This window comes from Streptomyces plumbidurans, from assembly GCF_019857225.1.
Taxonomy (GTDB): domain Bacteria; phylum Actinomycetota; class Actinomycetes; order Streptomycetales; family Streptomycetaceae; genus Streptomyces; species Streptomyces plumbidurans.
Map to the genome: position 1 here is coordinate 100238 of NZ_JAFJSY010000010.1, position 24188 is coordinate 124425.

The following is a 24188-nucleotide window of genomic DNA, read 5'->3' on the forward strand; positions in this document are numbered from 1 at the left end:
CGGTGGGGTTCCTGGTTTCGCCAGAGCGAACTTCCCTGCTAACCGGTGCAATTAAGGGCGTAACGGGCCCTTGGGTGTGTGAGGTGTGTGCCGATCGCGTACGGACCTGCCGGGCGCCGAAGCTGTTCCCGGTGGTGCCTCCCGAGGGACGACAACGTCCATGCCGGCCGGCAGCGAGGTCCCTGGCATCTGTTGCGGTGCCGCCGAGGTGGCTACGATTTACAACTGCCTTGCGGAGAGGGTGGGTTGGGTGAGTTGGCAGCCGTTGAGTAAGCGTGGCTCGGGTTCCGCGTCGAAGCAGAGCATGCTCGAGGACGGTGTTCCGCCGCATCTGGCAGCACCCTTGACGGGCTGGATCCAGGCAGTGCTTGACGATCTGTTTCAGCAGCACATTTCGCAAGAAAATACATTCTCGATCGTGAACTCCCATGCGAGGCAAATTGCAGCTCGCGCGCGCATCAGCCTTTCGCCGCACGAGGAAGCGATGTACGAGCTCGCCTACGCTGCGGAGAGGGAAGGAGGGCAGGCGCTCCTCGATACAGTCGATGCAACGCTTTCCATGGGCGTAAGTGATCTGCGCATGCGTGAGCTGGACCAGCTGTTGCTGGACGGCGGCTCCGCTTGGAACGTGGCCGACGACGGAAACGGGCTCCAGCGACGCGTGGAACAGACGGCCGTTGAGGCGCTGCGAACGGCCTCAGTTGCCATGAATGCCTCGCCGCATCTCAATGCGGCATGGGAAGCAGCGTACGGTCGCCATCCGGATCCCTCGCGGGCCTACAGCGAAGCCATCAAAGCTGTGGAGGCTGCAAGCATTCCCACTGTGCTTCCTGGGGCGCAGGGAGCCAAGGCCACACTCGGCCGGGTCATCGAGGCACTCGACAGGAACCGTGGTGATTGGCAACTGGCCATTGCATCTGCCGGGGTTCCCAGCAGGATTACTCCGCTCCTCGGGATGCTTCGTCTGCTGTGGCAAGGCCAAACCGACCGCCACGGTGGATCGTCTCCGACTGTTCCCATTGCGGCCGATGCCGCGGAAGCTGCCGTCCACCTCGCAGTCACGCTGGTTCAGTGGTTCGAGTCCGGTGTTGTGCGGCGCGCCGTTTCCCCTTGATTTTGAGGACATGGTCGACGAATCGACCTGGCGTGATGGGGCGTTCCGGCCGACAGCAGGGCGAGGCTCAGGTCAAAAAGTCCCCCGGGTGGTACTGGGTGAGCTTGAGCTCGGTGCCGTTGGTATCCATCACCGTGTTCAGGCTCGAGTGACCGAACGAAGCGCTGATGGTGCTGGGCGCCAGAACCTCGATGCGGAAGCAGCCACAGGCGTTCCGCTTCACGAGGGGCGGTTGGGCGTCCGGTGCCTGGGTCGCGGCAAAGGATTCCGCGGTGTTCCGCTGCGACGGTGTGAGCGAGTCCAGCGGAATGAAGTGGAGGGGTTCGATCAGGTATCGCGTGAGCCTCTCCCGAGCCACGCTGCTCACTCTGCACCACGAGCCGTCGGAAAAGGTGATCTTGGCGTCGTTCCCGATTTTGAACTCCCGCAGTTCCACCGTCTCGATGGCGGACCGAGGCGTTTCCCAGAGGACCGTGTCGTCGATGTGTTTCTCGTTCCCCTTGACGTAGGGGAAACCCACGATCACGAGCCGGCGGTCAGTGATGACCGCGTGTGTGCGGTACTGCTTCTCGGAACACCGGGCCGGGTCCAGTTGCCAGGGCAGGGTGCGGGCGAGGGTGCCGGGTGCGGCCCACATGACGGGGAAGTCCTCGACCTCGTCGGGTTGGTCCTGGGACGTGTCCGAGCCCTTGTCCGAACGGCCGGGACCGACACTGCCCGGCTGAGAGCTCAGCAGGCCCATGACGGCCACACCCGCAGCGATTGCCGCGCCCTTGACCGTGTTCCGGGCGACGGTGTCTCCCGTCGAGCGGGCGATATAGGTCGGTCCTTCGGGCCAACCCGCCAATTCGCCCTGAATGTCGCTGCGTTCGGTGTCGCGAAACCATCGCATCCCCTTGACGCGCGCGGCCGCACCCGTGGCGAACGTGACGGGTGCACGCGCGATCAGTACCTCGTCCGCTTCGGGCAGCCAGACATTCATATCGGTACGGCTCCTCCTTCGCGACAGCCAACGGACCGATGCTTTCGCACTTCACGATGGCTTGTCAGGGCTCCCCACGGCGCCCCTTCGCGCCTTCGTGCCGGTGGGCGACCGCTGTCCCTCCGATGATGGCGGCCGTCAGCGCGGCCGTGAGCAGCCACTTCCCCGTGGTGGCGCCGAGCAGGGCGTAGTCGCAGAGGAGCATGACGGGACCCGTGAAGAGTGCCCAGCCGATGCTCACGGGCTGCAGCAGGGTGCCCGGCAGGCCGCCGAGGCCGGCCCAGAGGGTCAGGCCGAGCAGCAGCCAGACGGCCGCGGTCCCCAAGTGCATCGAGTTCTCGGACGGTGACGGGAAGGTCTGTGTGTGGCCGCGGACGGTGATGCCCACCACGGCGCCCTGCCAGATCTGCACATCGGCGCGGCTGCCGCGGTAGGCGGCGTCGTAGGTGTCACCCGAGACGTCCAGCCACTCGATCCGCCGGCCCTCGTCGATGCGCAGTCTGTGCTTCGTGGTGCAACTCCGGCTGCTGCTGCCGCTGCCGGTGCAGTCCTGGAGTTCCGTCTTGTCGACCACGCGCGCCTCTTCCAGGCCGACGCAACTGCCGGTTCTGGCACCGCGTTCGGCGGTGCAGTCACCCGCCTGCCGGTAAGTGACCGACTCGCGGTACGCGTCGACCGTCCACTGCGCGCTCGCGACGATCCCGGCTGCCGCGACGGCCATGACAAGCACCCGCAGCCAGACCGGCGGACGCCACCTCAGCCACCTGACCCACTTCTGCGAGTCGTCGCGACCGCTCTTTCCCTGGAGGTCCGCACGCGCCCGCGCCTCCATCTCCTTGATGCCCATCGATCCCCCGTACTGTGCCGTGCTGCCGTGAGCAGGACGGTAGAGGCTACGCGGCGGCAGGCGGGCCGAAATGCGTGGGCGCCGCGCCCCTCCAGAACCTTCACTTCGGCAAAGCAGTTCTGGACCGTCCCTTTGCAGTCCATTGGTTGTTGGCCGAAATCCGCCGACGGAGAGTGACTCGGGCCGTCCCGTGCCGAGGGACGGCAGGGCGCATGTGTACGGGGGTCGTAGTGGCGAAGCACGTCAAGGTGTCCACGACGGAGCTGAAGGAGATCAGCCGGTCGGTGGGCAAGCTCAAGTCGCAGTTCGAGCACTCGAGGGATCTCGTCGACTCCTACGACGCCGAGATGGGGTCCGATGACGTCGCCTCGGCGCTGGACGACTTCGCGGACGACTGGAAGAAGAAGCGCAAGCAGCTCTGTGACGGCCTCGAGTTCCTCGGCAAGACCGCCGGGGCCGCGGCGAAGGCGTACGACGGGCTCGACCAGCATCTCGCCGACGCGCTGCTGAAGGCTCAGCCGGGGGACAAGTGAGCGACGACTTCTCCGGCGTCGACTGGCAGACGGCGCGGTACGACGACAAGGCGTTCACACCGGGCGATCCGTACGAGGTGGCCCGGCTCGGCAAGCGCATCGCCGACACCGCGAAGCTGATCGAGGAGCAGGCCGGCAAGCTGAACAACCTTGTCGACGGCAACGGATGGGACTCCGACGCCGGGCGGGCGTTCAGGGACAGGACCCATGACACGGTCGGGCTGCTCACCAAGACGCACAAGCGGTACGCGGCCGCCGCCTCCGCTCTCGGATCCTCGGTGCCGTACGGGCCGGTCACCGACGGGATGCGGGAGAACTGGGCGATCGCGCTCAACCACGCGCAGAGCCTGGTGCGTACGGCGCTGAAGAAGGCGCAGGCCGCGGATGCGGACGGCAGCCGGTACCAGAAGCAGATCGATCAGCATCCCGGCCCCGACGAGCACCCCGACAAGCAGAAGCTGAAGCGGCAGAAGGAGGCCGCGGACGGGGATCTGGAGGCCGCGAAGCGGGATCTGCGGCATGCGCTGAACTACCGGGACACCCAGGCCGGATACGCCGCCACCGCCATCCGCGAGGCCATCGACCACGACGGACTGAAGGACCCCAAGCACCACTGGTGGGACAACTGGAAGGACTGGGTCGCCAAGATCGGGCACTGGGCGGGGGCCATCGCCGGAGTGCTCTGCGTTCTGGCCCTCGTGCTGAGCTGGGTCCCCGTCCTCGGCGAGGTGCTCGGGGCGCTGGCCCTGATCGCCTCCGTCGTCGCCCTGGTCTGCGACACCGTCTCCGCGCTCGACGGCAAGGGCACATGGCTGGACGTCGCCATCGACGCGATCGGAGTGCTGTCCTTCGGCGCGGGCCGGATCCTCGGGACGACGGCGAAGGAAGCAGCCATCGCCGCACGGGGGTCCTCGGCGCTGAAGGACTTCCAGGCTCTGCGTGAGGTGGGCGCGAGCAAGGAACTGGCGGCCGGACTCGCCGAGGAGTTCTCGGGGGTGAAGGCGGGCAAGATCGGCGAGGCGTTGGCGAAGGGCCCGAACAGCGTCCTGCCGCGGATGCGGTCGATCGTCAAGGAGTCCTTCAACTTCAAGGCGTACGCCAACGACATCCGCGTGGCCGTGACCAAGGGGGCCGGCGAGGACGGGATTCTTGCCGGCGGGAAGCTGCCCGGTTTGGGCGAACTGTCCGACTCCGCGTTCAAGAGCATGGCGCATTCGGCCAACCGCCTCTACCTGGCCAGCCAGACGTTGCCGACCGCAGCGGGCATCCTCAATCTCTCGCCCGCCGAAAGCTGGGAACCGAGCATTCTCGAACCCAACCTGTTCGGTGGGCTCAAGGAGATTCCCGGTGTCGGCGCGAACGGAATCCCGTTCTACAACGGGCATTTGACCCCGCAGGGCTAGCCGAAAGGCAAACCCTTCATCCGCAAGGGCGAGAAGAGAGCGAAGCACGTGGTAGCTGGAGACGGCCGGTCCGTCGACGAAGAGTTCGCCGGACTCTCCAAGAGCAGGCAACGGGCACTCGAGGAGAACGGGCTGGGCCTGCCGGAACTGCGCCGGATCGCCGCCGAGGAAGGCGGCGAGCGGCGGGTGCGGCACATCCTCGCCGAGTACGCGCCTTCCACCAGTCGCTGGGACTTCCAGGGCGACCGGTGGGCGGGAGGCGGCTCGGCGGTCGGGCCCTGGATGCGGCTTCTGCTCGTATCGGTCGTGAGCGTGGTCGTCTGCCTGCTGTCCACCTACGTGATCAACAAGTACGCGCTGTTCGTCGGTGCGGTCTGCGGACTGGCTGTGGTCTGGGCGCTGCTCAGGACGCCCCTGTCGCGTGCCGGGCTCGTGGTGCGCTGCCTCGTCGGCGCCGCCTATGTCGTCCTGATCTGGGCGGGCTCCCAGTCGGCCGACGCGTGGTACCTGCATGTGCGGGGACAGGAGGCCACTGTCACCTACGCGACGCCCGTGAACCAGGGGTCGCACGGAGTCCGTACTCCGTACTGCCGCGTCAAGCTGCCCGACGGATCGGTCCGTCAGACCTTCCGCAACGACAAACGGTGCACGGACGCGGACAGCGCCGGCTCGAAGACGGACGCGGTCATCGACCCCTCGGGCCACTACCGGCCCGTCCTCGGCGACACGTCGGACATCGGTGGGGACGTTGCCGGATACGTCTCTGTGGGCGCCGCGGCGATTCTCGTCCTCGCCCCGCTGACCGCCGCCTACATGGGCCGCCGGAACGAGACGCGGGGCGGTCGGGCCGACCGGGCGGCCGGAGCATCGGCGTGAGCGACGAAACTCCCGCGGGCAGGGCGACCGGCGATGCACCGGCCCGCCCCGCGCCCCCTTCCGATTACCGCCTGGCCGTCCCCGAAGGCTGGGAGCGCATTGTTCTCGATCCCGACCGCTGGCCCCATCGCATCGACAAGCTGGTCAATCGCAGCCTGCGGCGCACGAAGGCCGGGCCGCAGCTGAAGGCGGCCGTCGCGGAGCGGCTGTGCGCCCAGGCGGAGTCGGCGCATGCGAACGGCGGCGTGGAGATGTACGTCGTCAATCAGCTGATCGGGCAGGTCCCGGTCTCCGCCGGGCTGGTGGTGACGGTCGCGCATCCGGAACCCGGCACCGCCGCCGGCGACCTCGCCGACGTCGCCCTCTCCCTTGCCGCACGCGCGCCCTCCGACGACGAGGTCACCACGGTCGAGCTGCCCGCCGGTCCGGCGGTACGCCACCTCTACCGCCGGCACCCCGCGGCAGACGACCCCGACGGCAACAAGCTGCTGGTCACGCACCTGGACGTCTACCTGGGCGTCCCGCACTCCGAGCAGCGGCTGCTGCTCTCCTTCTCCACCCCCATGGAGCCGCTTGCCGAGGTCCTGGTCGGCCTCTTCGACTCCATTGCCCGCACCCTGCAATGGATGGCCTGATGCCCGCCTTCTCCCCCTCGACCGTGCGCATGAAGGCGCCCGGTGAGGCGATCCCCCTGCCCGTGCGCGAACCGGTCGACCCGGCCGCCTGGGCCAGGGGAGCGGCCGTGCGGTGCGCCGGCACGGACGCGGACGTACGCCTGGTCGAGGCGCTCGCCGAGGAGCTGCGGCTCGCGGCCGAGGACGCGCGAGCCCGCGGCCCGGTCACCGCTCTGTCCTACGTCCCCGAACCGCGCCGCGGCGAACTCGCCCGTATCGAGCTGTCGGCGCTGGTCGCCGACGACACGTACCCGACGATGACCGTCGAGCTCCTGAGCCGTTATCTGTCCGCGCCCACGCCCGACTCGTACCGTCCGCCCGAGTCCGAGCCGTTCACCCTGCCCGTCGGACCGGCGGTCCGGGTGCGGCACGCGTACGTCCAGGACGCCGACCGGGACGGGACGGGCAAGGTTCTGGAGACCTGCGCCTACGGAATCGTCCCCGACGACAAGTGGGGCCTGGTGCTGATGACTTCATGGCGGGAGCAGGCGTACACGGACGTCCTGTGCGCACTGACGGACCGGCTGGCGCAGACCGTCGCCCTCGGCTGAGCAGACCCTTGTACGTGAGCAGTGTGAGCAGACCCTTCCGTGTGAGCGGTACGCGATTCGAGTGACGGGCCCGGCGGCGCGGACGGACGAGGCGGTGGCCGCCCGGTGAGCGAATCGTGCAGGCATCATGGCCGAGCCGTGAGAGACGGCCCACTCCGGGCGTCCTCCTGACAGGGTGGCGGATTCGCGCACGCACAGTCGGCCACCCCTCGCGGCCAGGCCAACAACTGGGGAAACCCCACTTCACGTTGCAGAGGGACAACAGTGCACGCCCGGCGTCCATGAGGCAGGACGCGTCTTGAGGGGCTTATGTGTGACTGGTACGGTGCCATGGCTTGACACTCACCCCAGCGATGGCTAATCGCCCAGGTCGGGCGGTAGGTCCGGGCCCGTCCTGGACGTCCGTGTGCGGGCGGAGCCGGGTGAAGTGTCCGTAATTGTAGAGAATTTGACAGACGTGTCAGACGATTTCTTGGGTGTACGGGGAGCGGTTGCGTGAAGATCCAGGAGCGTACGGGGGCGGGCGCAGGGCGTTCCGCGGCTCCGGCTCAGCCGTCGGTCGGCGACCGGCTTCCCACTCCGCCTCGCGAGCGCAAACCCGCGCTCGCCGCTCTGGCGGTGCTGTTGATCCTGGTGGGCGCGCTCGGCGCGACGATGCTCGTGCTGCGGGCCGGTGACCGGATCGAGGTCATCAAGCTGACCGGCACCGTCCAGGCCGGCGAGTCCATCACCGACGACAAGATCACGTCCGTGATGGTCAGCGAGGATTCGGGCGCCGCCTTCGTGCCGTGGTCCCAGCGCGAGGGCCTGAAGCGGCTCCAGGCCAAGTCCACCCTCTACGGGGGCACGGTCCTGGTCGGCCAGATGTTCTCGGCGAAGAGCGCGGTGCAGCAGGGCAAGGCGACCGTGGGTGTCTCCCTCAAGGAGGGGCAGTACCCCAACAACATCAAGCCCGGGGACACCGTCGCGGTCTACCGCGTGAGCAGCTCCTCCGGCGGCGGCTCCTCCAACTCCTCCTCCGGCTCCTCCGGTTCGTCCGGTTCCTCCGGCGGCAACGACTCCCTGCTCGTCGACCACGCCGTGGTCAGCGACGTCAAGGCCTCCAGCGACGATGTCATCAGCAGCACCAACCTGCCGATCACGCTGACTGTCGACACCTCCGACGCGCCCGCCCTCGCGCAGGCCGCGTCCAACGGCGAGGTCGCCGTCGTCCAGATCCCCGGCAACTAAAGGCGGCTGCGCACACCATGGCCCTCATCGCCCTCGCCGCCGACAAGGGTTCCCCCGGCGTCACCACCGCTGCCGTCGCTCTCGCGGCGGTCTGGCCGCGTCGCGTCCTGCTCGCCGAGACCGACCCGGCCGGCGGTGACCTGGTGTACCGCAGCGCCGCCGCGCACGGCGGTCCGCTCAACCCCAACACCGGAATGCTGTCGATCGCCGCGACCGCGCGCCGCGGCCTCGTGCCCGACCAACTCTGGGACCACGTACAGCCGTTGAGCGGCGGCCTCGAAGTCCTCGTCGGGCTCGGGAACGCCGAGCAGGCCGCCGGTCTCGCCGGGCTCTGGCCGACCCTCGGCCACGCCTTCTCCTCGCTCGCCGACTCGCCGAACGCGCCCGCCGACGTCATCGCCGACTGCGGCCGTATCAGCGGAGACACCCCGGCGGTCGAGCTCTTCCCGCACGCCGCGCTGGTGCTGCTGCTGTCCCGTACGGAGCCCGAGTCCATCGCGCGCGTCCGGGACCGCGCCGCCGCGCTCGGCAACAAGCTGCACGGCGGCCCGCGCGGTGCCGCGAGCCTCGGCACCCCGATGATCGGCGTCGTGCTGATCGCCGACACGAACGACGCGGCGAAGATCGCCCACCAGGTCAACGACATGCTGGTGCACGCCCAGACCGGCGCCCGCGTCGTGGGCACCATCGCCGACGACCCGGCCGGCGCCGAGCAGTTGGCCGGCCGCCGCCGCGGCCGCCTCGACAAGTCGCTGCTGATCCGCTCGGCCCGCAAGGTCACCACCGACCTCTACCAGCAGTACGGCGCCGCCTGGACCGTACCCACCCACGGCCAGGTCAGCGGCCACGCGGGGGCCGGGGCATGACCGCTGTCGACCACCAGTTGGTCAAGCGGTTCCGGCAGGAGGCCGGCGACCGCATCGCCGAGCAGCGCCGCCTCGACCAGGCGAACAACGTCACGCCGATGTCCACCGAGGACGAGCGGCAGTACGCCCGCGCGGTCATAGCCCAGATCCTGGAGGACCACGCCCGCACCGAGATCAACGCGGGCCGTACGCCTCTGGACGCCGAGACCGAGGAGCAGTACGCGGCCGCCGTGCACGCGGCGCTCTTCGGCGTCGGCCGGCTCCAGCCGCTGCTCGACGACCCCGACGTCGAGAACATCGACATCAACGGCGCGGACCAGGTGTTCGTCGGGTACTCCGACGGCCGTGAGGTCGTGGGCGACCCCGTCGCCGAGACCGACGAGGAGCTCATCGAGCTGATCCAGGTGCTCGGCGCCTACTCGGGTCTGTCCTCCCGGCCCTTCGACTCCGCCAACCCGCAGCTCGACCTGCGGCTGCCGGACGGTTCGCGACTGTCGGCCGTCATGGACGTCACCCGGCGCCCCGCCCTGTCCATCCGCCGCGCCCGCATGGGCAAGGTCTTCATCTCCGACCTCGTCGGCAACGGCACGGTCACCCCCGAGGTGGCGCACTTCCTGGCCTGCGCGGTCCGCGCCCGCAAGAACATCATGATCGCGGGCGCCACCAACGCCGGTAAGACCACGCTCCTGAGGGCCCTCGCCAACGAGATCGCACCCCACGAGCGGCTCATCACCGTCGAACGCGCCCTGGAACTCGGACTCGACACCTTCCCCGAACTCCACCCCAACGTCGTGGCGTTCGAGGAGCGGCTGCCCAACTCCGAGGGGCAGGGCTCGATCTCGATGGCGGAACTGGTCCGTCGTTCCCTCCGCATGAACCCCTCCCGCGTCATCGTCGGTGAGGTGCTCGGCGACGAGATCGTGACCATGCTCAACGCGATGTCGCAGGGCAACGACGGTTCGCTGTCCACGATCCACGCGAACAGCTCCAGCGAGGTCTTCAACCGTATCTCCACCTACGCGCTGCAGGCCGCCGAGCGGCTGCCCATCGAGGCCAGCCAGATGCTGATCGCGGGCGCGGTGAACTTCGTCGTCTTCATCCAGCGGCGCAACAACTACCAGACCGGCGGTCGTCTGCAGCGCATGGTCACCTCCGTCCGTGAGGTCAACGGCGTCGACGGCCGCGTGCTGTCCAGCGAGGTGTTCGCGGAGGCGCCCGACGGGCGGATCGTGCCGCACGCGCCCATCGCCTGCCTGGAGGACCTGATCGCACAGGGCTACCGGCCGACGGGAACCTGGGGGTGAACATGATGCCTGTTGCACTCAACTCGCTCGGTTCCATGGGCGGATTGTTCTCCACGAGCGTCCTGTACTCGATCGGCTGCGGCGTCGCCGTCGGCGGTGGACTCGCGCTCTTCATGATCGCCGTACGGGGTCTGCCCGCGAAGCCCGACCACGAGAAGCAGAAGGCGGCCGAACGGGCCTCCGAGCTGATCCGGTTCGCCGGGCAGCGCGGCTCGCTCGCGGCCATCATCGGCATCGTCGTACTGCTGCTGACCCGTTGGGCGGTCGCCGGTATCGCGGCCGGTGTGCTCGTCTTCTTCTGGGACCGCCTCTTCGGCGGCGCGGGGGAGGAGCGGGCGGCCATGCGCCGCGTCGAGGCGCTGGCCTCCTGGACGGAGTCGCTGCGCGACACGATCGCCGGCGCGGTCGGCCTGGAGCAGGCCATCCCGGCGTCGGCCCGTGCCGCGGCCCCCGTGCTGCGCCCGCACCTGGACGCGCTCGTCGACCGGCTCCGCTCCCGCACCCCGCTCCCCGAAGCGCTGCAGCACCTCGCCGACGAGATCAACGACGCCTCCGCCGACATCATCGTCGCGGCACTCATCCTCAACGCCCGGCTGCGCGGCCCCGGTCTGCGCCAAGTGCTCGGCGCACTGGCCAAGTCGGCGCGCGAAGAGGTGGACATGCGCCAGCGCGTGATGGCCCAGCGCTCCTCGACCCGCCGCTCGGTGCAGATCGTGGTCGGCGTTTCCGTCGCCTTCGTCCTCGGCCTGTCCATCTTCAACCGCGACTTCGTCTCGCCGTACGGCACACCCGTCGGCCAGCTCGTACTCGCCTGTGTCTGCGGCCTGTTCGCCCTCGGCTTCTGGTGGCTGCGCAAGCTGTCGACCATCGAGACACCGGAGCGGTTCCTGGTGCGGGACGAGTCGTCGGTGCAGTTCGTGCGGCCCCGGACCCCGGCACAGCACGCGCAGCAGGAAGAGGGGGTACGACGGTGAACCTGACGATGCCGGTCCTCGTCGGCGCGGTCCTGGGCCTCGGTATCTACGCCCTCGTACGGGCGCTGATGCCCTCCAAGCGCAGCGCCGTCTCCCAGGTCGCGCGGATCGACGCGATGCGGGCGCGCGGCGCGGCGTACGAGTCGGCCCGCACCACGCAGGACAAGGGCCGCCTCGGCTCGCTGCGGGCCGAAGTCGGCCAGCGCGTCGCGGAGTTCTACCTCCAGCAGGGCTGGGAGCAGCGCTCGCTGCGCGCGGACCTCGCCGTCCTGGACCGCAGCTGGGAGAAGTTCCTGGCGACCAAGGTGCTGCTGTCGGTGGCGGGACTGTTCTTCGGCCCGTTCCTGTTCGCGGTGGTCTGGACGCTCGGCTTCGGCAGCAGCCCGATCATCCCGGTCTGGCTGGCGCTGATGTTCGCGGCGGTGTTCTTCCTGCTGCCCGACCTGGAGGTACGGCGGGACGCGGCCGAGAAGCGGCGCGACCTGCGGCGCGTGATCGGCGCCTACCTGGACCTGGTGTCGATGAGCCTGGCGGGCGGCCGCGGTCTGCCCGAGGCGCTCATGGCCGCAGCCGAGGTCTCCGACGGCTGGGCGACGCAGCGCATTCGCAACGCCCTGTCCGACGCCCGTATCACCGGCATCAGCCAGTGGCAGGCGCTGGGTCAACTCGGCGAGGAGATCGGTGTGGAGGAGCTCAAGGACCTCTCCGCCTCCCTCGCGCTGGTGGCCGACGACGGCGCCAAGGTCCGTGAGTCGCTCGCCTCCCGGGCCGAGACCATGCGGCACCGCGAACTCTCCGAGATCGAGGGGAGCGCGGGCGAGAAGTCCCAGTCGATGCTCGTGGCCCAGCTGCTGCTGTGCGCCGGCTTCCTGGTGTTCCTGATCTTCCCGGCGGCCATGCGGGTGTTCCAGGTGTCATGACCCGCGCCGCCCCACAGCGACTACCAGCCAGCGAACTGCTTCTGAGAGGACAACTCACCATGAACGGACGGAACTTCCACACCGGTATTCCGGCCATGGACTTCCTGGTCACCTTCCTGCAGGGCCGGGTGCAGCGCGCCCGCTCCGGCGAACTGGACCGCGGTGCCTCCGCGGTGGAGTGGGTCATCATCTCCGCCGTCGTCGTGGCGATCGTGGGCGTGGTCGCCGCGATCATCAACGCCGCGCTGAGCGACGGCGCCAACAAGGTCGGCAACTGCATCAAGGGCGCCGACGCGGGCAAGACCTGCTGACCGCTCGTAACGCTCGTACAGGATTCGGATCTGTTTCTACGGGGATGACGGTGCGCGTACGTCGCTGGGTACGCCGACGGGTGGAGGCCGCCTCCGCCCGCGGTGACTCCGGCATGACCGCCATCGAGTTCGTGCTGCTCACGCCCGTCCTGTTCTTCATGATCTTCGCGACGGTGCAGTTCGCCCTGTACTTCTTCGCCGACCACGTCGCCCAGGCCGCGGCCCAGGCGGGAGCCCGCAAGGCCCGTGCAACGGCGCACGATCAGCCCGGCGGCTGGCGGGGCGAGGCGCAGGACGTGGTGGACAGCTACATCAGTCAGCTCGGCCCCCAACTGGTGCTCTCGCCCGACGTGCAGATGCTGCAGCCGGACCAGAACACGGTGGGCGTGGAGATCTCGGCGCGGGTGCCGACGGTGTTCCCGGGCCTGGACCTGACCGTGCACGCACAGTCGTCGGGACCGGTGGAGCGGTTCGTGCAGGACAACGGGGGGAACTGATGGGGCTCGCTGCCTGGCGGGACGCTGTTCTCCGGGTTCTCCGGCGCGCGGCCGGCGACGGGGGAGACGGGGACGACCGGGGTGGCCGGGACGACCGGGGTGGCCGGGACGACCGGGGGCTGTCCACCATCGAGGTGGTGATCCTTGCCCCGGTGATGATCCTGTTCATCCTGGTGCTGGTGGCGTTCGGTCAACTGGTGGACGGCCGTGGCGCGCTCGACGGCGCGGCGCGCGACGCGGCCCGCGCGGGCTCGATCCAGAAGGACCACGCGACCGCCATCTCCGAGGCGAAGAAGGCGGCGGACGCGGACCTCTCCGACGTCTGCTCCGGGCCGGTGTCGGTCGTGCAGACGAGCGCGGGCTTCGAACCGGACACCATCTTCACGGTCGAGGTCAGCTGCCAGGTCCGGGGCCTGGCGATGCTGGGCCTGGACGTCCCCACGACCCTGAAGTCGAGCTTCAGTTCGCCTCTGGATCCCTTCCGGAGGACGACATGAGCGAGTTCGTGTCTCTTGTATCCGCGGGCGAGCGCGCCCGGGACCATGTCCGCACGTGGCTGTCCTCCCGCCGCGCACACCTGGACGACCGCGGCTCGGGCGCCGGCGCCGTCATCATCTTCGCGATCGTCTTCCTCTCCCTGTCGGCCTTCGTCATCGACGGCGGCATGTCCATCTCGAAGCGCGAGCGAGCGGCGGACATCGCCGAACAGGCGGCCCGCTACGCCGCCCAGGACATCGACCGCGAGGCCCTCTACGACGACCAGGCCGGCCCCGCCCCGATCAACTACCAGGACTGCGACGCCCGCGTGAAGACCTTCGCCCGCCAGATGGACATGTCCGGCGCCGACATCGCAGCCACCCACTGCGTCACGGCCGACGCCCAACAGGTCCAGGTCGAGGTCCAGTTGACGTACGCGCCGGTCTTCACCGGGATGTTCTACGGGGGGGATGTGGTGGTGCATGGGCAGGCGGTGGCGGAGAACGAGGTGGGGTGAGGCGTGATGGCACGCAGAAGGCCGGAACCGGTGGTGGAAGCGGTGCCGTGGTCCGAGGTGACCTGGTTCTCGGTCTCCGACGTGGTACGGCCGTCGACCCTGCGCCGCAAGAAGCTGACGGGCCGGATCGCCGTACGGGTGCCCAAGACGTATGACGGCGTACGGTACTTCGCCCCGTCCGTGCTCGTATCGGCGACGGAGGACGAGACCCCCTCGTACACCCTGCACGACGCCACGCGGCCGGACACCCTGCTGTGCTCCCTGACACCGGAGAAACGCGGCGCGCGCTACCGCGTCGCGGACGAGCGGGGCGCGGACATCGGCCTGCTCCACCGGACCCCGGCGGCCAAGCGCGCCGTCCAGCACAGCTGGTGGCTCCAGCAGCCCGGCCACGCGGACGTGGTGGCCCGCTACCGCTGGGCCAGGGGCAGCGCGAAGGACGTCGCGGAACGGGGCAGGGACACCCTGGTCCGCGGGGCCGGAAGCTTCGTCGGAAGCGTCGTCGACACCGTCATCAGCCTCGGAGTCGAGGACACCGCGGCGGGCAGCTCGTACACCCCCAAGCCGATCACCTGGCTCGCGGACGGCGACCCTGAGCCCGTGGCGCTGACGGCCGGCCATGTGGACGGCATCACCACCTACCTGCTGAAGGCGAGCTGGCTGGACAGCCGACTGGCCTTCGCGCTCGGGGTGTTGCGGGAGGCGTGAGCGGGCCGCTGCCGCGACCGGGCCGAACTGCGCTTCGGGGACGAGGGGAGGGGTACGGAGGCCGGGGCGTGGTGGGCGTGGTGGGTGTGCTGGGCGCACTGGGTGTGCTGGGCGCACTGGGTGTGCTGGGCGGCCCGGGCGTGCCAGGCGGGCAAGTGGGCATACGCGCATTCCGGTTCGAATCCGTGAGGGCAGCCTCGACGTGACGCACGCCACAAAAATCGCCCACCGCCACAACGTAATGCAGGCCGCACTTCTCGCTCTACATGATGCACGGCCCCACCGTTCGCCCCGCCCGAAAAGAGCCCCGCACGTGTACATAGCCCTGGAGCAGCCCACCGGCGCCCACCTGCTCACCGACCACAACGAGGTGGCGGTACCCGTGACCCTGCGCCACACCTCGGACGACCCGTCGGCCGTGCACCTGGCCTTCCCGGCGTGGATCTCACTGGACGAGGAGGAGGTGACCTGGACCGTCACCCGCAGCCTCCTCAGCGAGGGCCTCACTGCCCCCGCGAGCCGCGGCACGGTCCGCATCCGCCCCCACGGCCCGACCCACACCGTCGTAGAACTCCACACCCCCCAGGGCATCGCAGCGGTCCGCTTCACAACCGCCGACCTGCACCGCTTCCTGACCCGGTGCTACGAGGTCACGGAGTCGGAGGGCGAGCCGACGGAATCGGCACACGCCCTGGGGCGGGCATCACTGTTCGGGGCGGCGTGAGCGCGGACCGCAGGGGCGGCTTCCAGGCGGGATCCTCGCCTATATTTACGACGTCGTGTCCAGCCAACCAGCCCCAGACCTCGCCGCGCCGACCCCGGACCGACTGCTGATGCCGCCGTTCTTCACCATGAACTGGGCCTGGCAGACGGGCTACTTCCGCACGGTGGCGCACGACATCCTCTCGGAACGCGTGAAACCATGCGGTTGGTTCGCTCTGATCAACTTCGAGCACTTCCAACGTGAACTCGACGAGGCCCTGGCGGGACGCCCTGTCCATGGGGCGTATGCACGTAACGCCGACGGAGGGCCCGGAGTCTCATGACCTCTTCGCGAGCACGCGTGCTCTTCGTTCCGGGAGGGGTGGGGGCGTCGGAAATCTGGCAGGAACTGTCCGCACTGGAGGCGGGCGGGGGACGTGTTTTCCACTTCGACGCTCACGCTCTGATGACCGAGCAAGAAATCTTCTCCTCATTCGCGAAGGTCTTGCAGTTCCCTGGCTATTTCGGCCGGAATTGGGACGCAATGGTCGACTGCCTGGATGACCTGTGTGGCGCTGTCACCGGGGGTGTCGGGATCGCAGTCGTCGTCCATGACGCAGATCAGTTGCTGGAGACGGAACACTTCCCGCTGTTCGTCTCGGTCCTCTGCCAGGGCGCGGATCGTGCGAACTCGGCCGTGGACCTCGATGGGTTTCCCCTGGACCGCCCTGCTCTCAGCGAGCATTTCGTTTTCGAGTTCCGTGAGTTCGACCACGAGGAGATCGCTGCTCGGATCCGACAGCCTGATCTGATCGTCAATGTCGAGGACCGCTTTGTTGGAGCTGCCCTCGACCCGGAGGAATGGCACTGATGTGGCGGGCGGAGCGGGGTGGCGAAAGACAGCAGCAGGATCAGGTCGTTCGGCCGGGTCCTTCGGTGTACCGACTCCTGCCGAGCCTCAGTGACTATCAGGGGCTGCATCTGGAGAGCGCTGATGTCATTCGACTCATGCGCTGGCAACGCGACGGAACCGAAGCAGACCGGCCCGCGCGGCTGCGCGCCACATGGCTCGGCGAGCGGAAATGGGCCAAGAGCGAGTTTCCCTCCGGTCGCGCCGGCGCTCCTGTACTGAGTCGGCGTCTCGCCGAGAGCATGGGAGAGGGGCTGGCGGCGGCCGGCAGCCTGGTGCCGGTCGACATCGATGCCGCAGTCAAGGACGACGAGTACTTCCTCTTCGTGGTGGAGGTGGTGGTCGACTGTCTAGACCTGCGCAGGTCGTCCAAGCCGAAGAAGATCGACGGGGAAGTCAAGAAGGCGGTCTTCCGTCCGGAAGCCTTGCCGTCGCATCTGCCGGCCTTCCGCCTGCCGCAGTTTCCCGGCGCCGTCCAATGGAACGGCTGGGCGGCCGACCTGCTGGCCGACCTCACGGGAGACCAGATCGAGAAGCGCCTGATCTGGTCCGAGGATCCGGCCACGAGGCCGCACCCCGATCCCTGGGGTATCTGACTCGACAGCAACGAGGACTCGCGCTCACCGCTGCGGGCTCTCTTCGAGGGCATTGATGAGCGAGGGGAAGGATGCGGTGGGGAGGGCGGGGTGTCCTGCCGCGGTCAAGGAGCAGCGTGTGCTGGCGTCTTCTCCGTGTGAGGGATGACGGCTGACGGACGGATACCTGGTTAATTCATGACATTTGAGTACGACTGGGAAACGGGCGAGGGGCTGTCGGGCATCGACGACCCTGCCGCTGTCGATGCCGCGTTCGAGCGGGACGAGCAGCATCTCGGTACGGCGGTGATCGGGTTGGCGTTTACCTGCCCGCCTGTGGTGGCGTCGCCGCGGATCGTGCGGGCGATGCGGGTGCTGGACGCCCCCAGGAGGGAGTTGGCCTTCACGGCGGCGGGCATCGTCGCCCGCCTCCACGGCGAGCTCACACCTGAGCTGTATGCCGCACTGCGCGCCGAGGGAGCCGGTGGTGTCGCCGAGAACGCGATCAGCGACACGCTGACGTTTGTGCCGTTCCGGAGCCTGGCGCTCTGGTTCAAGTGGCGATGGTTGCTGGCAACGGTGCGAAACACGCTGGAAGGCTGGTGGCTGCGCGCCCAGGACGCGGTCGAAGACGCCTGGCGCAGTGTGCGTGGGCGCCGTTCTTGAGTGTGTTGACGGCCGGGTCAGATGGGCTTGGGTACGGCGCTCTTTTTGAGGGTTTCGATGAACGCGGTGAAGACGCTGGTCGGGAAGGAGAGGGTGCCGTGGCCCGGGGCTTTGGAGTCGCGTATCGCCACTCGGGTGTGCAGGTTGGCTATCTCTACGCAGGCGTTGCCGACGGAGCGGAACGGCGAGCTGATGGAACCGGCACTCTCAGGGCCGGCGTCGCTGTTCGGGGCGGCGTGAGCGCGGCAGGGGCGGTCACTTGCCGCTGCCGTCTCCCTTGCCCCCAGGCTTGACCGCGTCGTCGGCCTTCTTCGCGAGGTCGACGTCGAGCTTCTTGAACTCGCGGACGACCGTGTCGGCCATGTCGGCGAGCGCGTCGAAGGACTGGCTGATGTCCTCGCGACCGTCCTCCCAGTTGGACTCGAAGTCGCTGAGAGCGTCGTTGACGCTGCCGTCGCCGATGTCGTCCTTGTAGGACTCGAAAAGCTTCTTGGTGTGGTTCAGACGGCTCTTGAGTGAGCGCAACTTGCCGCCGTACTCCTCGAGTTCGCTCAACGGCAGTGCGAGGTCGCTCTTGCCCTGGCCCATGCCCGTCCCCTCGTCGTGGCGATCTCGTAGTCTGGGCCGAACCGTACAACGGAACGACGGTCGTACAAACAGCGACAACGGGGAGAGCCGGACACAACATGGCCCGCTACGTGGAGGCGCTCACCATTGAGCGCGGAGGTTTCCGTATCAAGGTTCCCGAGTCGTGGTGGGAGTTCGACGTACGCCCCGAGTCGCGCGACGACTCGATCCGCCGGATGGTGAACGAACGGGTGCAGCAGCACCCGGAGTTGGTTCAGCATCGCGACACCTATGTCTCCTTCCTGCAGAAGGCGGCGGCGGACGCGTGGAAGTCTGGCGCGCTGTATTGCGGTTGCATGGCGGAGAGCTTCGGCGGGGACACCCCGATCACGGGCTCGGTGACCGTGTCGCTCGTCGGCGGCCGTACGCGCGACGGCGCCCCGCTCTCCACGGACCCCTCCGCGATCGCGTCCGGCCTCGCGCCCAAGGAGGCGAAGAAGGGCGGGGATTCGTGGCGGAAGGTGACGACGGTCGACATCCCCGGCGTGGGCCCGGCCGCCCGAACCTACGGCATCGAGGACATCGCCGTACCCGACGACAACCTTGGCCGGACGATCCGCGCCGTCCTCATGCAGACGTTCATCCCGGTGCCGGGCCAGGAGGGCAAGGTCGCTCTCGTCGCGGGCAGTAGCCAAGTCCTGGATCTGGCCGACTCGTTCTTCGACATCTTCGACGCGATCACGTCGACGTTCCGTTTCACGGGCTGAGCTTCGTCACAGGCTGATCTCCTTCACTTCGAAGGTGAGAGCCAGGTAAGTTCGCGTGTGCATAGGGTTGTTGCAGCTGATGTGCGCGTGACGGGGGTTGCGGAATGGCGGGATACCGGCCGAGGGACTGGCATGTGCTGGACCTGGACAGGGATCCCACGCCGGGCGATCCCGACCGCGTACGGACGCTCGCCAGGACGCTGCACACGTTCGCGGAGGACGTCGCCGGCGCCCTGAAGGTCGTCAAGAGCATGGCCGAGGACGACGCGACCCTGCAGTGGGCCGGCAAATCTGCAGACGTCTTCAAGGACGAGTTCTCCGACGTCCCGAAGAACCTCAAGAAGCTGAAGAAGTCCTACGAGATGTGCGGCGACGCCCTGGCGGCGTACTGGCCGAAGCTGGAGCGCGCACAGGCCCTCGCGGACAAGGCGCTGGCCAAGGGCCGCGAGGCGCAGCACGACCTGTCGTCCGCCAAGTCCCGCCTGGCGTCCGCGGATTCCTGGGTCACCCGGGCCGGCCGGGAGGCCGACAAGTACAAGGACGACCCCACCGGCAGCAAGTCCGGCGCCGACAAGCCGGACGAGGCCAAGGTCCGCGCCGCCACCCGCGACGTCCAGCACGCCAAGTCCGCCCACACCAAGGCCCAGTCCGACGTCAACAGCGCCCAGGACGCCCTCTCCGCCGCCAAGAAAATGGCCGAGGACGCCCGAAAGATGCGCGACGACGCCGCCCGCGAGGCCAAACACAAGATCGACGACGCTTCCGACGCCGGCATCCAGAACCGCTCCTGGTGGGAGGACGTCGGCGACTGGTTCGAGGACAACTGGGACACGATCGTCACGGTCTGCAAGGTCGTCGTCACGGTCGTCGGGATCGTCGCGATGATCATCGGTGGTCCGATCCTGGGCGCGATCGTGCTGGTGGCGGCCCTCGTGGTCCTCGCGGACACGCTTTATAAGTACTCCAAGGGGCAGGCGTCGCTGTGGGATGTGGGGTTCGCGGCGCTGGACTGCATACCTGGCATGAAGGGGCTGACCACTCTGGGCGGCCTTGCCAAGGGCCTCAAGGGCGGCATGGCGGCGATGAAGGGCCTCAGAGGTGGCCTCAAGGGCGTGGGGCTGGCTGTGCGAGGCCTTGGGAAGAACGCCCGTGGCATGATCGCCGACGGAGCCAAGGGCGCTTACAGCCGCGTCAAGAACGTCGTCAAGTCCAAAGGCAGCGACCCGGTAGACATGGCTACCGGCGCCATGTATCTGCCCCAGAGCGATGTGGAACTGCCTGGCTTGTTGCCACTATCCCTTACTCGCCGGGCGGCCTCCGACTACCGCTGCGGCTGGTGGTTCGGCCCCACTTGGTCCTCCACCATCGACCAGCGGCTCGAAGTCGACCAGGAAGGCATTGTCTTCGTCACTGAGGACGGGATGCTGCTCGCGTATCCACACCCCGCTGATCGGCACACCCCCGTGCTGCCCGAAGCAGGACCTCGATGGCCCCTGACCAGCCTGGACGACGGCGGCTACCGGATCGACACCCCACGCACCGGCCAGGCCCGCCACTTCGCCCGCCCTGCTGCCGACGGCGTCGCGCCGATCACGTACATCACTGACCGCAACCAGCACTCGATCACCTTCGACTACGACGAGCACGGCACCCCCCTCGCCGTCCGCCACTCGGGCGGATACCACCTCAGATTCGCCACTGATGAAGGCCGCATCAGCACGCTGAGCTTGGTCGGTGCCGGGGAGAGCGGCTCGGACATCGTCATCAAGCGTTACGGATATACCGACGGGAACCTCACCGAGACGATCAACTCCTCCGGCCTGCCGCTGCGCTTCGCCTACGACCACCGCCTGCGCATCAGGTCCTGGACCGACACCAACCACCGTAGCTACGCCTACACCTACGACGACCGCGACCGCTGCATCGCCGAGGGAGGCGAGGCCGGCCACTTCAACGTCACACTCGATTACGACGGGACGGACCCTGCCTGGCCCGGCTGCCGCGTCACCAGCCTCACCACCGCGGAAGGTGCCACCTCTCGTTTCGTCATCAATGACAACAGCCAGGTCATCGCCGAATTCGACGCACTGGGCAACGGCCTCCGCACGTCCTACGACGAGCACCATCACGTCGTATCCCTGGTGAACTCCTTGGGCCACGTCACGCAGTTCGAGAACAACACGGCTGGGCAGCCTGTCCGAATCGTTCGCTCGGACGGCCATGTGATTCAGGCGGAGTACAACGACCTGTACCTCCTGGAGAAGCTCGTCAGTGCCGACGGCATGACGCAGCGTCACGCTCACGACGAGCGTGGTAACCGAATTTCGGAAACCGACCGTGTAGGGAGCACCACCGAATTCGCCTATGACGAGCAGGGCCGCCTCACGGCTGTGAAGGACCCCCTGGGGCACGTCACCCAGGTCCGTTGCGACCCCGCTGGCCTCCCGATCGAGATTATTGATCCGCTCGGCGGTATCACTCGATACGAGCGCGACAGGTTCGGCCGACCGATCGCCATCACCGATGCGCTCGGAGCGCTGACCCGTTTCGAGTGGACCGTGGAAGGGCGCCTAACCCGGCGCACGGCACCCGACGGCACGACCGAGTCCTGGACCTACGACGGTGAGGGCAATTGCATAAACCACACCGACCCGTTGGGCAGCGTCACCAGTTACGAGTACACACACTTCGACCTGCTGAGTGCTCGGACCACTTCTGACGGCGTACGGTACGAATTCGCCCACGACGCGGCGCTGCGCCTTACGCAAGTCAGCGCCCCTCTAGGCCTGTTGTGGACTTACCGATACGACGCAGCGGGCAGACTGATCTCCGAGACTGACTTCGACGACCGTACGGTGGTGTACGGGCACGACGCGGCGGGTCGGCTCACATCACGCACGAACGCCCAGGGGCACACGGTTCGGTACGAGCGCAATGAGCTGGGACAGGTAACGACGAAGGACGTCGTAGGCCAGGTCACCACATACACCTATGATCCCGCCGGCCGGTTGACTCAGGCCGAGGGCCCGGATGCAACACTCACCTTGCATCGCGACCAATATGGCCGCCTCAGTCAGGAAATCGTCAACGGCCGCGCCTTGACGTATGAATACGACGCCCTCGGCCGCCGCACGGCTCGTGTGACACCGAGCGGCGTGCGGACTGAGTGGACCTACGACGCCATGGGCAACCGCACAGGCATGGTGTCGTCGGGGCGGAGCGTCGAATTCACTTACGACCCGGCAGGCCGTGAGGTAATGCGCAGTATCGGCGGGGGAGCCCTGACCCTGGACCTGACATATGACCCCCTGGGACGACTGGTGAGTCAGAGCCTGGCAGGACCGCTGGGGCAGGATGTTCAGCGCCGCACCTATGCGTACCGTGCTGACGGCCACGTGAGTACTGTCGACGACCAACTCGCTGGAAGCCACTCCTTCGAACTGGATCTGGTGGGTCGCGTCACGGAGGTGCACGCGGCGGACTGGACAGAGCGGTACGCCTATGACGACATGGGCAATCAGATGGCGGCGTCATGGCCCGCAGAGCATTCCGGCACGGACGCCATCGGTGACCGAACCTACGCGGGTACCACCATCACTCGGGCGGGGCGCGTCCGATACCAGCATGACGCTCTCGGCCGCATCGTCCTGCGGCAGAAAATTCGACTGTCTCGCAAACCGGATACGTGGCGCTACGAATGGGATGCGGAAGATCGCCTCACCGCCGTCACCACCCCGGACGGGACACGATGGCGCTATGAGTACGATCCGCTGGGGCGCCGCATCGCCAAAATGCGTCTGGCGAAGGACGGCGAAAACGTCGCGGAGCGCATTGAGTTCGCCTGGGACGGCACAATATTGTGCGAGCAGACGACGGCGGCGCACGATCTTCACAACCAGGTTACGCTGACCTGGGAGCATCAAGGGCTGAGTCCCATTTCTCAATCGGAAAGCATTGCTGCAATCGATGCTCCTCAGGAAGAAATCGACTCCCGCTTCTACGCGATTGTTACCGATGTTGTCGGGACTCCAAGCGAACTCGTCGACGAACAAGGCGGAGTGGCCTGGCGTGCGCGCAGGACGGTCTGGGGAACCACGACATGGCTGAAGAAGAGCGAGGCATATACTCCGCTTCGATTCCCGGGCCAGTACCACGATGCTGAGACGGGGCTGCACTACAACTACTTCCGGCACTACGATCCGGAAACAGCCAGGTATCTCACGCCGGACCCGCTAGGCCTTACTCCGGCACCGAATCCATCCACCTACGTCGAGAATCCGCTGAGGCAAACTGATGCTCTCGGCCTTGCGCCCGATTACCCGTTGGGTGAGCGAGGCAACCCGTTCGGCAGCAGGGCGGATGCGGAAAAGGCTGCATTTGACGTAGCGGGGGTGCCGCACGGTTCGACTCCCGACGCCGAGTGGGTGGTCATGGGCGACAAAACGTACAAGAATATGCCGGGTTACGTTTACTCGAAGGATCCGACTCACTGGGGGAACTTCCGACAGTTCGAAACGGACAGCGGATCCCGCGTGATCGTGGAGCATACTCATGACCCTGCCGGTCTTCACTTCCATGCAGGCGCACCCAAGGGAATGACGCCTGAGGAGCAGAGTCGAAACCTGGTCAACTTCGGCTGGGACAATACGCAAGCTGGCTATGGCACGATGGAACGGTATCGGGCGTTGGACAAGCCTGGTGGAGATCATCACTTCTTCTACCAGAATTAGACTCATGGGAGAACAATGGAAACGGACATCGAATCCCGCTTCCGCCGTGTTGGCCTCGAAGTGATCGGTAGGTTCACGGAGAGCGGCAGACCATCGGTTACGGAAGCATTCCACAAGGTGGTCCACATTGATGCGGAACCCGTGGAGCGAATTCAGCGACGTGCAGTCGACGCCGCCCAACGTGTCGACGAAGCATGGAAGAACCATGCGAGTAACGGCGGCGTACTGTCTGATGATGGGTCGTTTCTGGCTGCAGGCAGCATGGCCTATGGGTGGGTTCACGTCAGGTTGACTGACAGCGTCGATATTGCGGCCCTTGGGGGGCCGCAAAAAGAGCTCATCTTTATAGCACGCTCCCTCAGCGGGCACCGCGTGTGTGCGGCGAGCACCGAAGGGGACGAGTACTGGATCCTCGAAGCGGAATTTCCCGAGTCCTCATAGCGCTTCGATCCGCCACAGGTTGGACGAATGGCAGCACTGCTGGGTT

The 24188-nt window shown here is 67.5% G+C and carries 28 protein-coding genes; 24 read left to right on the forward strand and 4 right to left on the reverse strand.

Translation table 11 applies throughout. The features are described from left to right. Nucleotides 1–304: 304 nt before the first annotated feature. Nucleotides 305–1114 (forward strand): hypothetical protein, encoded by an 810-nt coding sequence (locus JYK17_RS40440; RefSeq protein WP_234547966.1) that lies wholly within the window; start codon nt 305–307, stop codon nt 1112–1114. A gap of 67 nt (nt 1115–1181) precedes the next feature. On the opposite strand, the gene JYK17_RS09070 is transcribed toward JYK17_RS40440, so the two are convergent. Then, nucleotides 1182–2096: a hypothetical protein gene (locus tag JYK17_RS09070; protein WP_222810156.1), complete on the reverse strand. Its 915-nt coding sequence runs from the start codon at nt 2094–2096 to the stop codon at nt 1182–1184. Nucleotides 2097–2160: 64 nt separating this feature from the next. Further along, a complete protein-coding gene (locus tag JYK17_RS09075) occupies nt 2161–2943 on the reverse strand; it encodes a hypothetical protein (protein ID WP_108014480.1) in 783 nt (260 codons plus the stop codon). Between the two features lie 230 nt (nt 2944–3173). Between JYK17_RS09075 and JYK17_RS09080 the strand changes: the two genes are divergently transcribed. From JYK17_RS09080 to JYK17_RS09175, 20 genes are all read left to right on the forward strand, one after another. After that, complete coding sequence (locus JYK17_RS09080; RefSeq protein ID WP_108014481.1) at nt 3174–3476, forward strand: hypothetical protein; 303 nt, start codon at nt 3174–3176, stop codon at nt 3474–3476. Beyond that, the gene (locus JYK17_RS09085; protein ID WP_108014482.1) at nt 3473–4879 is read left to right on the forward strand and encodes a hypothetical protein; all 1407 of its coding nucleotides are present in this window, start codon (nt 3473–3475) and stop codon (nt 4877–4879) included. The genes JYK17_RS09080 and JYK17_RS09085 overlap by 4 nt, the downstream gene beginning before the upstream one ends. Before the next feature lie 48 nt (nt 4880–4927). Further along, a complete protein-coding gene (locus JYK17_RS09090; RefSeq protein ID WP_222810157.1) occupies nt 4928–5755 on the forward strand; it encodes a hypothetical protein in 828 nt (275 codons plus the stop codon). Continuing rightward, nucleotides 5752–6390, forward strand: coding sequence for a hypothetical protein (locus JYK17_RS09095; protein WP_222810158.1), 639 nt, complete (start codon nt 5752–5754; stop codon nt 6388–6390). Before JYK17_RS09090 ends, JYK17_RS09095 begins: the two co-directional genes overlap by 4 nt. Continuing rightward, entirely contained in the window at nt 6390–6980 is a 591-nt protein-coding gene (locus tag JYK17_RS09100) for a hypothetical protein (RefSeq protein ID WP_108014485.1), read from the forward strand. Before JYK17_RS09095 ends, JYK17_RS09100 begins: the two co-directional genes overlap by 1 nt. Nucleotides 6981–7475: 495 nt before the next feature. After that, nucleotides 7476–8210, forward strand: a complete 735-nt coding sequence (locus tag JYK17_RS09105) for a hypothetical protein (protein WP_108014486.1) — start codon at nt 7476–7478, stop codon at nt 8208–8210. A gap of 17 nt (nt 8211–8227) precedes the next feature. Continuing rightward, the gene (locus JYK17_RS09110; RefSeq protein ID WP_108014487.1) at nt 8228–9076 is read left to right on the forward strand and encodes a hypothetical protein; all 849 of its coding nucleotides are present in this window, start codon (nt 8228–8230) and stop codon (nt 9074–9076) included. Further along, a complete protein-coding gene (locus JYK17_RS09115; protein WP_108014488.1) occupies nt 9073–10380 on the forward strand; it encodes a TadA family conjugal transfer-associated ATPase in 1308 nt (435 codons plus the stop codon). Before JYK17_RS09110 ends, JYK17_RS09115 begins: the two co-directional genes overlap by 4 nt. A gap of 2 nt (nt 10381–10382) precedes the next feature. Then, on the forward strand, nt 10383–11354 hold the full coding sequence (locus JYK17_RS09120; protein WP_108014613.1) for a type II secretion system F family protein: 972 nt from the start codon (nt 10383–10385) through the stop codon (nt 11352–11354). Further along, nucleotides 11351–12274, forward strand: a complete 924-nt coding sequence (locus JYK17_RS09125) for a type II secretion system F family protein (RefSeq protein ID WP_164932223.1) — start codon at nt 11351–11353, stop codon at nt 12272–12274. Before JYK17_RS09120 ends, JYK17_RS09125 begins: the two co-directional genes overlap by 4 nt. 59 nt (nt 12275–12333) lie before the next feature. After that, entirely contained in the window at nt 12334–12585 is a 252-nt protein-coding gene (locus JYK17_RS09130; protein ID WP_016437600.1) for a hypothetical protein, read from the forward strand. A gap of 44 nt (nt 12586–12629) precedes the next feature. Continuing rightward, nucleotides 12630–13082, forward strand: a complete 453-nt coding sequence (locus JYK17_RS09135) for a TadE family protein (protein WP_108014489.1) — start codon at nt 12630–12632, stop codon at nt 13080–13082. After that, nucleotides 13082–13579, forward strand: a complete 498-nt coding sequence (locus tag JYK17_RS09140) for a TadE/TadG family type IV pilus assembly protein (protein ID WP_234547965.1) — start codon at nt 13082–13084, stop codon at nt 13577–13579. Before JYK17_RS09135 ends, JYK17_RS09140 begins: the two co-directional genes overlap by 1 nt. Then, nucleotides 13576–14076 (forward strand): TadE/TadG family type IV pilus assembly protein, encoded by a 501-nt coding sequence (locus JYK17_RS09145; RefSeq protein ID WP_222810159.1) that lies wholly within the window; start codon nt 13576–13578, stop codon nt 14074–14076. The genes JYK17_RS09140 and JYK17_RS09145 overlap by 4 nt, the downstream gene beginning before the upstream one ends. A 6-nt stretch (nt 14077–14082) precedes the next feature. Further along, a complete protein-coding gene (locus JYK17_RS09150) occupies nt 14083–14784 on the forward strand; it encodes a hypothetical protein (RefSeq protein ID WP_222810160.1) in 702 nt (233 codons plus the stop codon). Between the two features lie 313 nt (nt 14785–15097). Continuing rightward, on the forward strand, nt 15098–15508 hold the full coding sequence (locus tag JYK17_RS09155; RefSeq protein WP_108014493.1) for an SsgA family sporulation/cell division regulator: 411 nt from the start codon (nt 15098–15100) through the stop codon (nt 15506–15508). Nucleotides 15509–15539: 31 nt separating this feature from the next. Then, the gene (locus JYK17_RS09160; protein WP_108014494.1) at nt 15540–15830 is read left to right on the forward strand and encodes an Imm26 family immunity protein; all 291 of its coding nucleotides are present in this window, start codon (nt 15540–15542) and stop codon (nt 15828–15830) included. Then, a complete protein-coding gene (locus JYK17_RS09165) occupies nt 15827–16357 on the forward strand; it encodes a barstar family protein (protein WP_258198398.1) in 531 nt (176 codons plus the stop codon). Before JYK17_RS09160 ends, JYK17_RS09165 begins: the two co-directional genes overlap by 4 nt. Further along, the gene (locus tag JYK17_RS09170; protein WP_261995545.1) at nt 16348–16992 is read left to right on the forward strand and encodes a hypothetical protein; all 645 of its coding nucleotides are present in this window, start codon (nt 16348–16350) and stop codon (nt 16990–16992) included. Before JYK17_RS09165 ends, JYK17_RS09170 begins: the two co-directional genes overlap by 10 nt. 177 nt (nt 16993–17169) lie before the next feature. Further along, nucleotides 17170–17637, forward strand: coding sequence for a hypothetical protein (locus tag JYK17_RS09175; RefSeq protein ID WP_128802665.1), 468 nt, complete (start codon nt 17170–17172; stop codon nt 17635–17637). 17 nt (nt 17638–17654) lie between these two features. Here the strand turns inward: JYK17_RS09175 and JYK17_RS09180 are convergent, their stop codons facing one another. Continuing rightward, nucleotides 17655–17831, reverse strand: a complete 177-nt coding sequence (locus tag JYK17_RS09180; protein WP_108014496.1) for a DUF397 domain-containing protein — start codon at nt 17829–17831, stop codon at nt 17655–17657. A gap of 61 nt (nt 17832–17892) precedes the next feature. Further along, the gene (locus JYK17_RS09185; RefSeq protein WP_108014497.1) at nt 17893–18225 is read right to left on the reverse strand and encodes a hypothetical protein; all 333 of its coding nucleotides are present in this window, start codon (nt 18223–18225) and stop codon (nt 17893–17895) included. Nucleotides 18226–18323: 98 nt separating this feature from the next. On the opposite strand from JYK17_RS09185, the gene JYK17_RS09190 reads away from it, so the two are divergent. The 3 genes from JYK17_RS09190 to JYK17_RS09200 all read left to right on the forward strand — a co-directional run bounded on the left by JYK17_RS09190 (nt 18324) and on the right by JYK17_RS09200 (nt 24142). Beyond that, nucleotides 18324–18971, forward strand: a complete 648-nt coding sequence (locus JYK17_RS09190) for a hypothetical protein (RefSeq protein WP_128802666.1) — start codon at nt 18324–18326, stop codon at nt 18969–18971. 104 nt (nt 18972–19075) lie between these two features. After that, nucleotides 19076–23701: a DUF6531 domain-containing protein gene (locus tag JYK17_RS09195; protein ID WP_128802667.1), complete on the forward strand. Its 4626-nt coding sequence runs from the start codon at nt 19076–19078 to the stop codon at nt 23699–23701. Nucleotides 23702–23716: 15 nt separating this feature from the next. Beyond that, nucleotides 23717–24142, forward strand: coding sequence for a hypothetical protein (locus JYK17_RS09200; RefSeq protein ID WP_128802668.1), 426 nt, complete (start codon nt 23717–23719; stop codon nt 24140–24142). Nucleotides 24143–24188 lie beyond the last annotated feature (46 nt).

Coding starts and splice junctions, on each gene's coding strand:
- JYK17_RS40440 (WP_234547966.1), top strand. CDS start 305: ATGCTCGAGGACGGTGTTCCGCCGCATCTGGCAGCACCCTTGACGGGC.
- JYK17_RS09070 (WP_222810156.1), bottom strand. CDS start 2,096: ATGAATGTCTGGCTGCCCGAAGCGGACGAGGTACTGATCGCGCGTGCA.
- JYK17_RS09075 (WP_108014480.1), bottom strand. CDS start 2,943: ATGGGCATCAAGGAGATGGAGGCGCGGGCGCGTGCGGACCTCCAGGGA.
- JYK17_RS09100 (WP_108014485.1), top strand. CDS start 6,390: ATGCCCGCCTTCTCCCCCTCGACCGTGCGCATGAAGGCGCCCGGTGAG.
- JYK17_RS09110 (WP_108014487.1), top strand. CDS start 8,228: ATGGCCCTCATCGCCCTCGCCGCCGACAAGGGTTCCCCCGGCGTCACC.
- JYK17_RS09115 (WP_108014488.1), top strand. CDS start 9,073: ATGACCGCTGTCGACCACCAGTTGGTCAAGCGGTTCCGGCAGGAGGCC.
- JYK17_RS09120 (WP_108014613.1), top strand. CDS start 10,383: ATGATGCCTGTTGCACTCAACTCGCTCGGTTCCATGGGCGGATTGTTC.
- JYK17_RS09130 (WP_016437600.1), top strand. CDS start 12,334: ATGAACGGACGGAACTTCCACACCGGTATTCCGGCCATGGACTTCCTG.
- JYK17_RS09135 (WP_108014489.1), top strand. CDS start 12,630: ATGACGGTGCGCGTACGTCGCTGGGTACGCCGACGGGTGGAGGCCGCC.
- JYK17_RS09140 (WP_234547965.1), top strand. CDS start 13,082: ATGGGGCTCGCTGCCTGGCGGGACGCTGTTCTCCGGGTTCTCCGGCGC.
- JYK17_RS09145 (WP_222810159.1), top strand. CDS start 13,576: ATGAGCGAGTTCGTGTCTCTTGTATCCGCGGGCGAGCGCGCCCGGGAC.
- JYK17_RS09150 (WP_222810160.1), top strand. CDS start 14,083: ATGGCACGCAGAAGGCCGGAACCGGTGGTGGAAGCGGTGCCGTGGTCC.
- JYK17_RS09165 (WP_258198398.1), top strand. CDS start 15,827: ATGACCTCTTCGCGAGCACGCGTGCTCTTCGTTCCGGGAGGGGTGGGG.
- JYK17_RS09170 (WP_261995545.1), top strand. CDS start 16,348: ATGGCACTGATGTGGCGGGCGGAGCGGGGTGGCGAAAGACAGCAGCAG.
- JYK17_RS09175 (WP_128802665.1), top strand. CDS start 17,170: ATGACATTTGAGTACGACTGGGAAACGGGCGAGGGGCTGTCGGGCATC.
- JYK17_RS09185 (WP_108014497.1), bottom strand. CDS start 18,225: ATGGGCCAGGGCAAGAGCGACCTCGCACTGCCGTTGAGCGAACTCGAG.
- JYK17_RS09190 (WP_128802666.1), top strand. CDS start 18,324: ATGGCCCGCTACGTGGAGGCGCTCACCATTGAGCGCGGAGGTTTCCGT.
- JYK17_RS09195 (WP_128802667.1), top strand. CDS start 19,076: ATGGCGGGATACCGGCCGAGGGACTGGCATGTGCTGGACCTGGACAGG.
- JYK17_RS09200 (WP_128802668.1), top strand. CDS start 23,717: ATGGAAACGGACATCGAATCCCGCTTCCGCCGTGTTGGCCTCGAAGTG.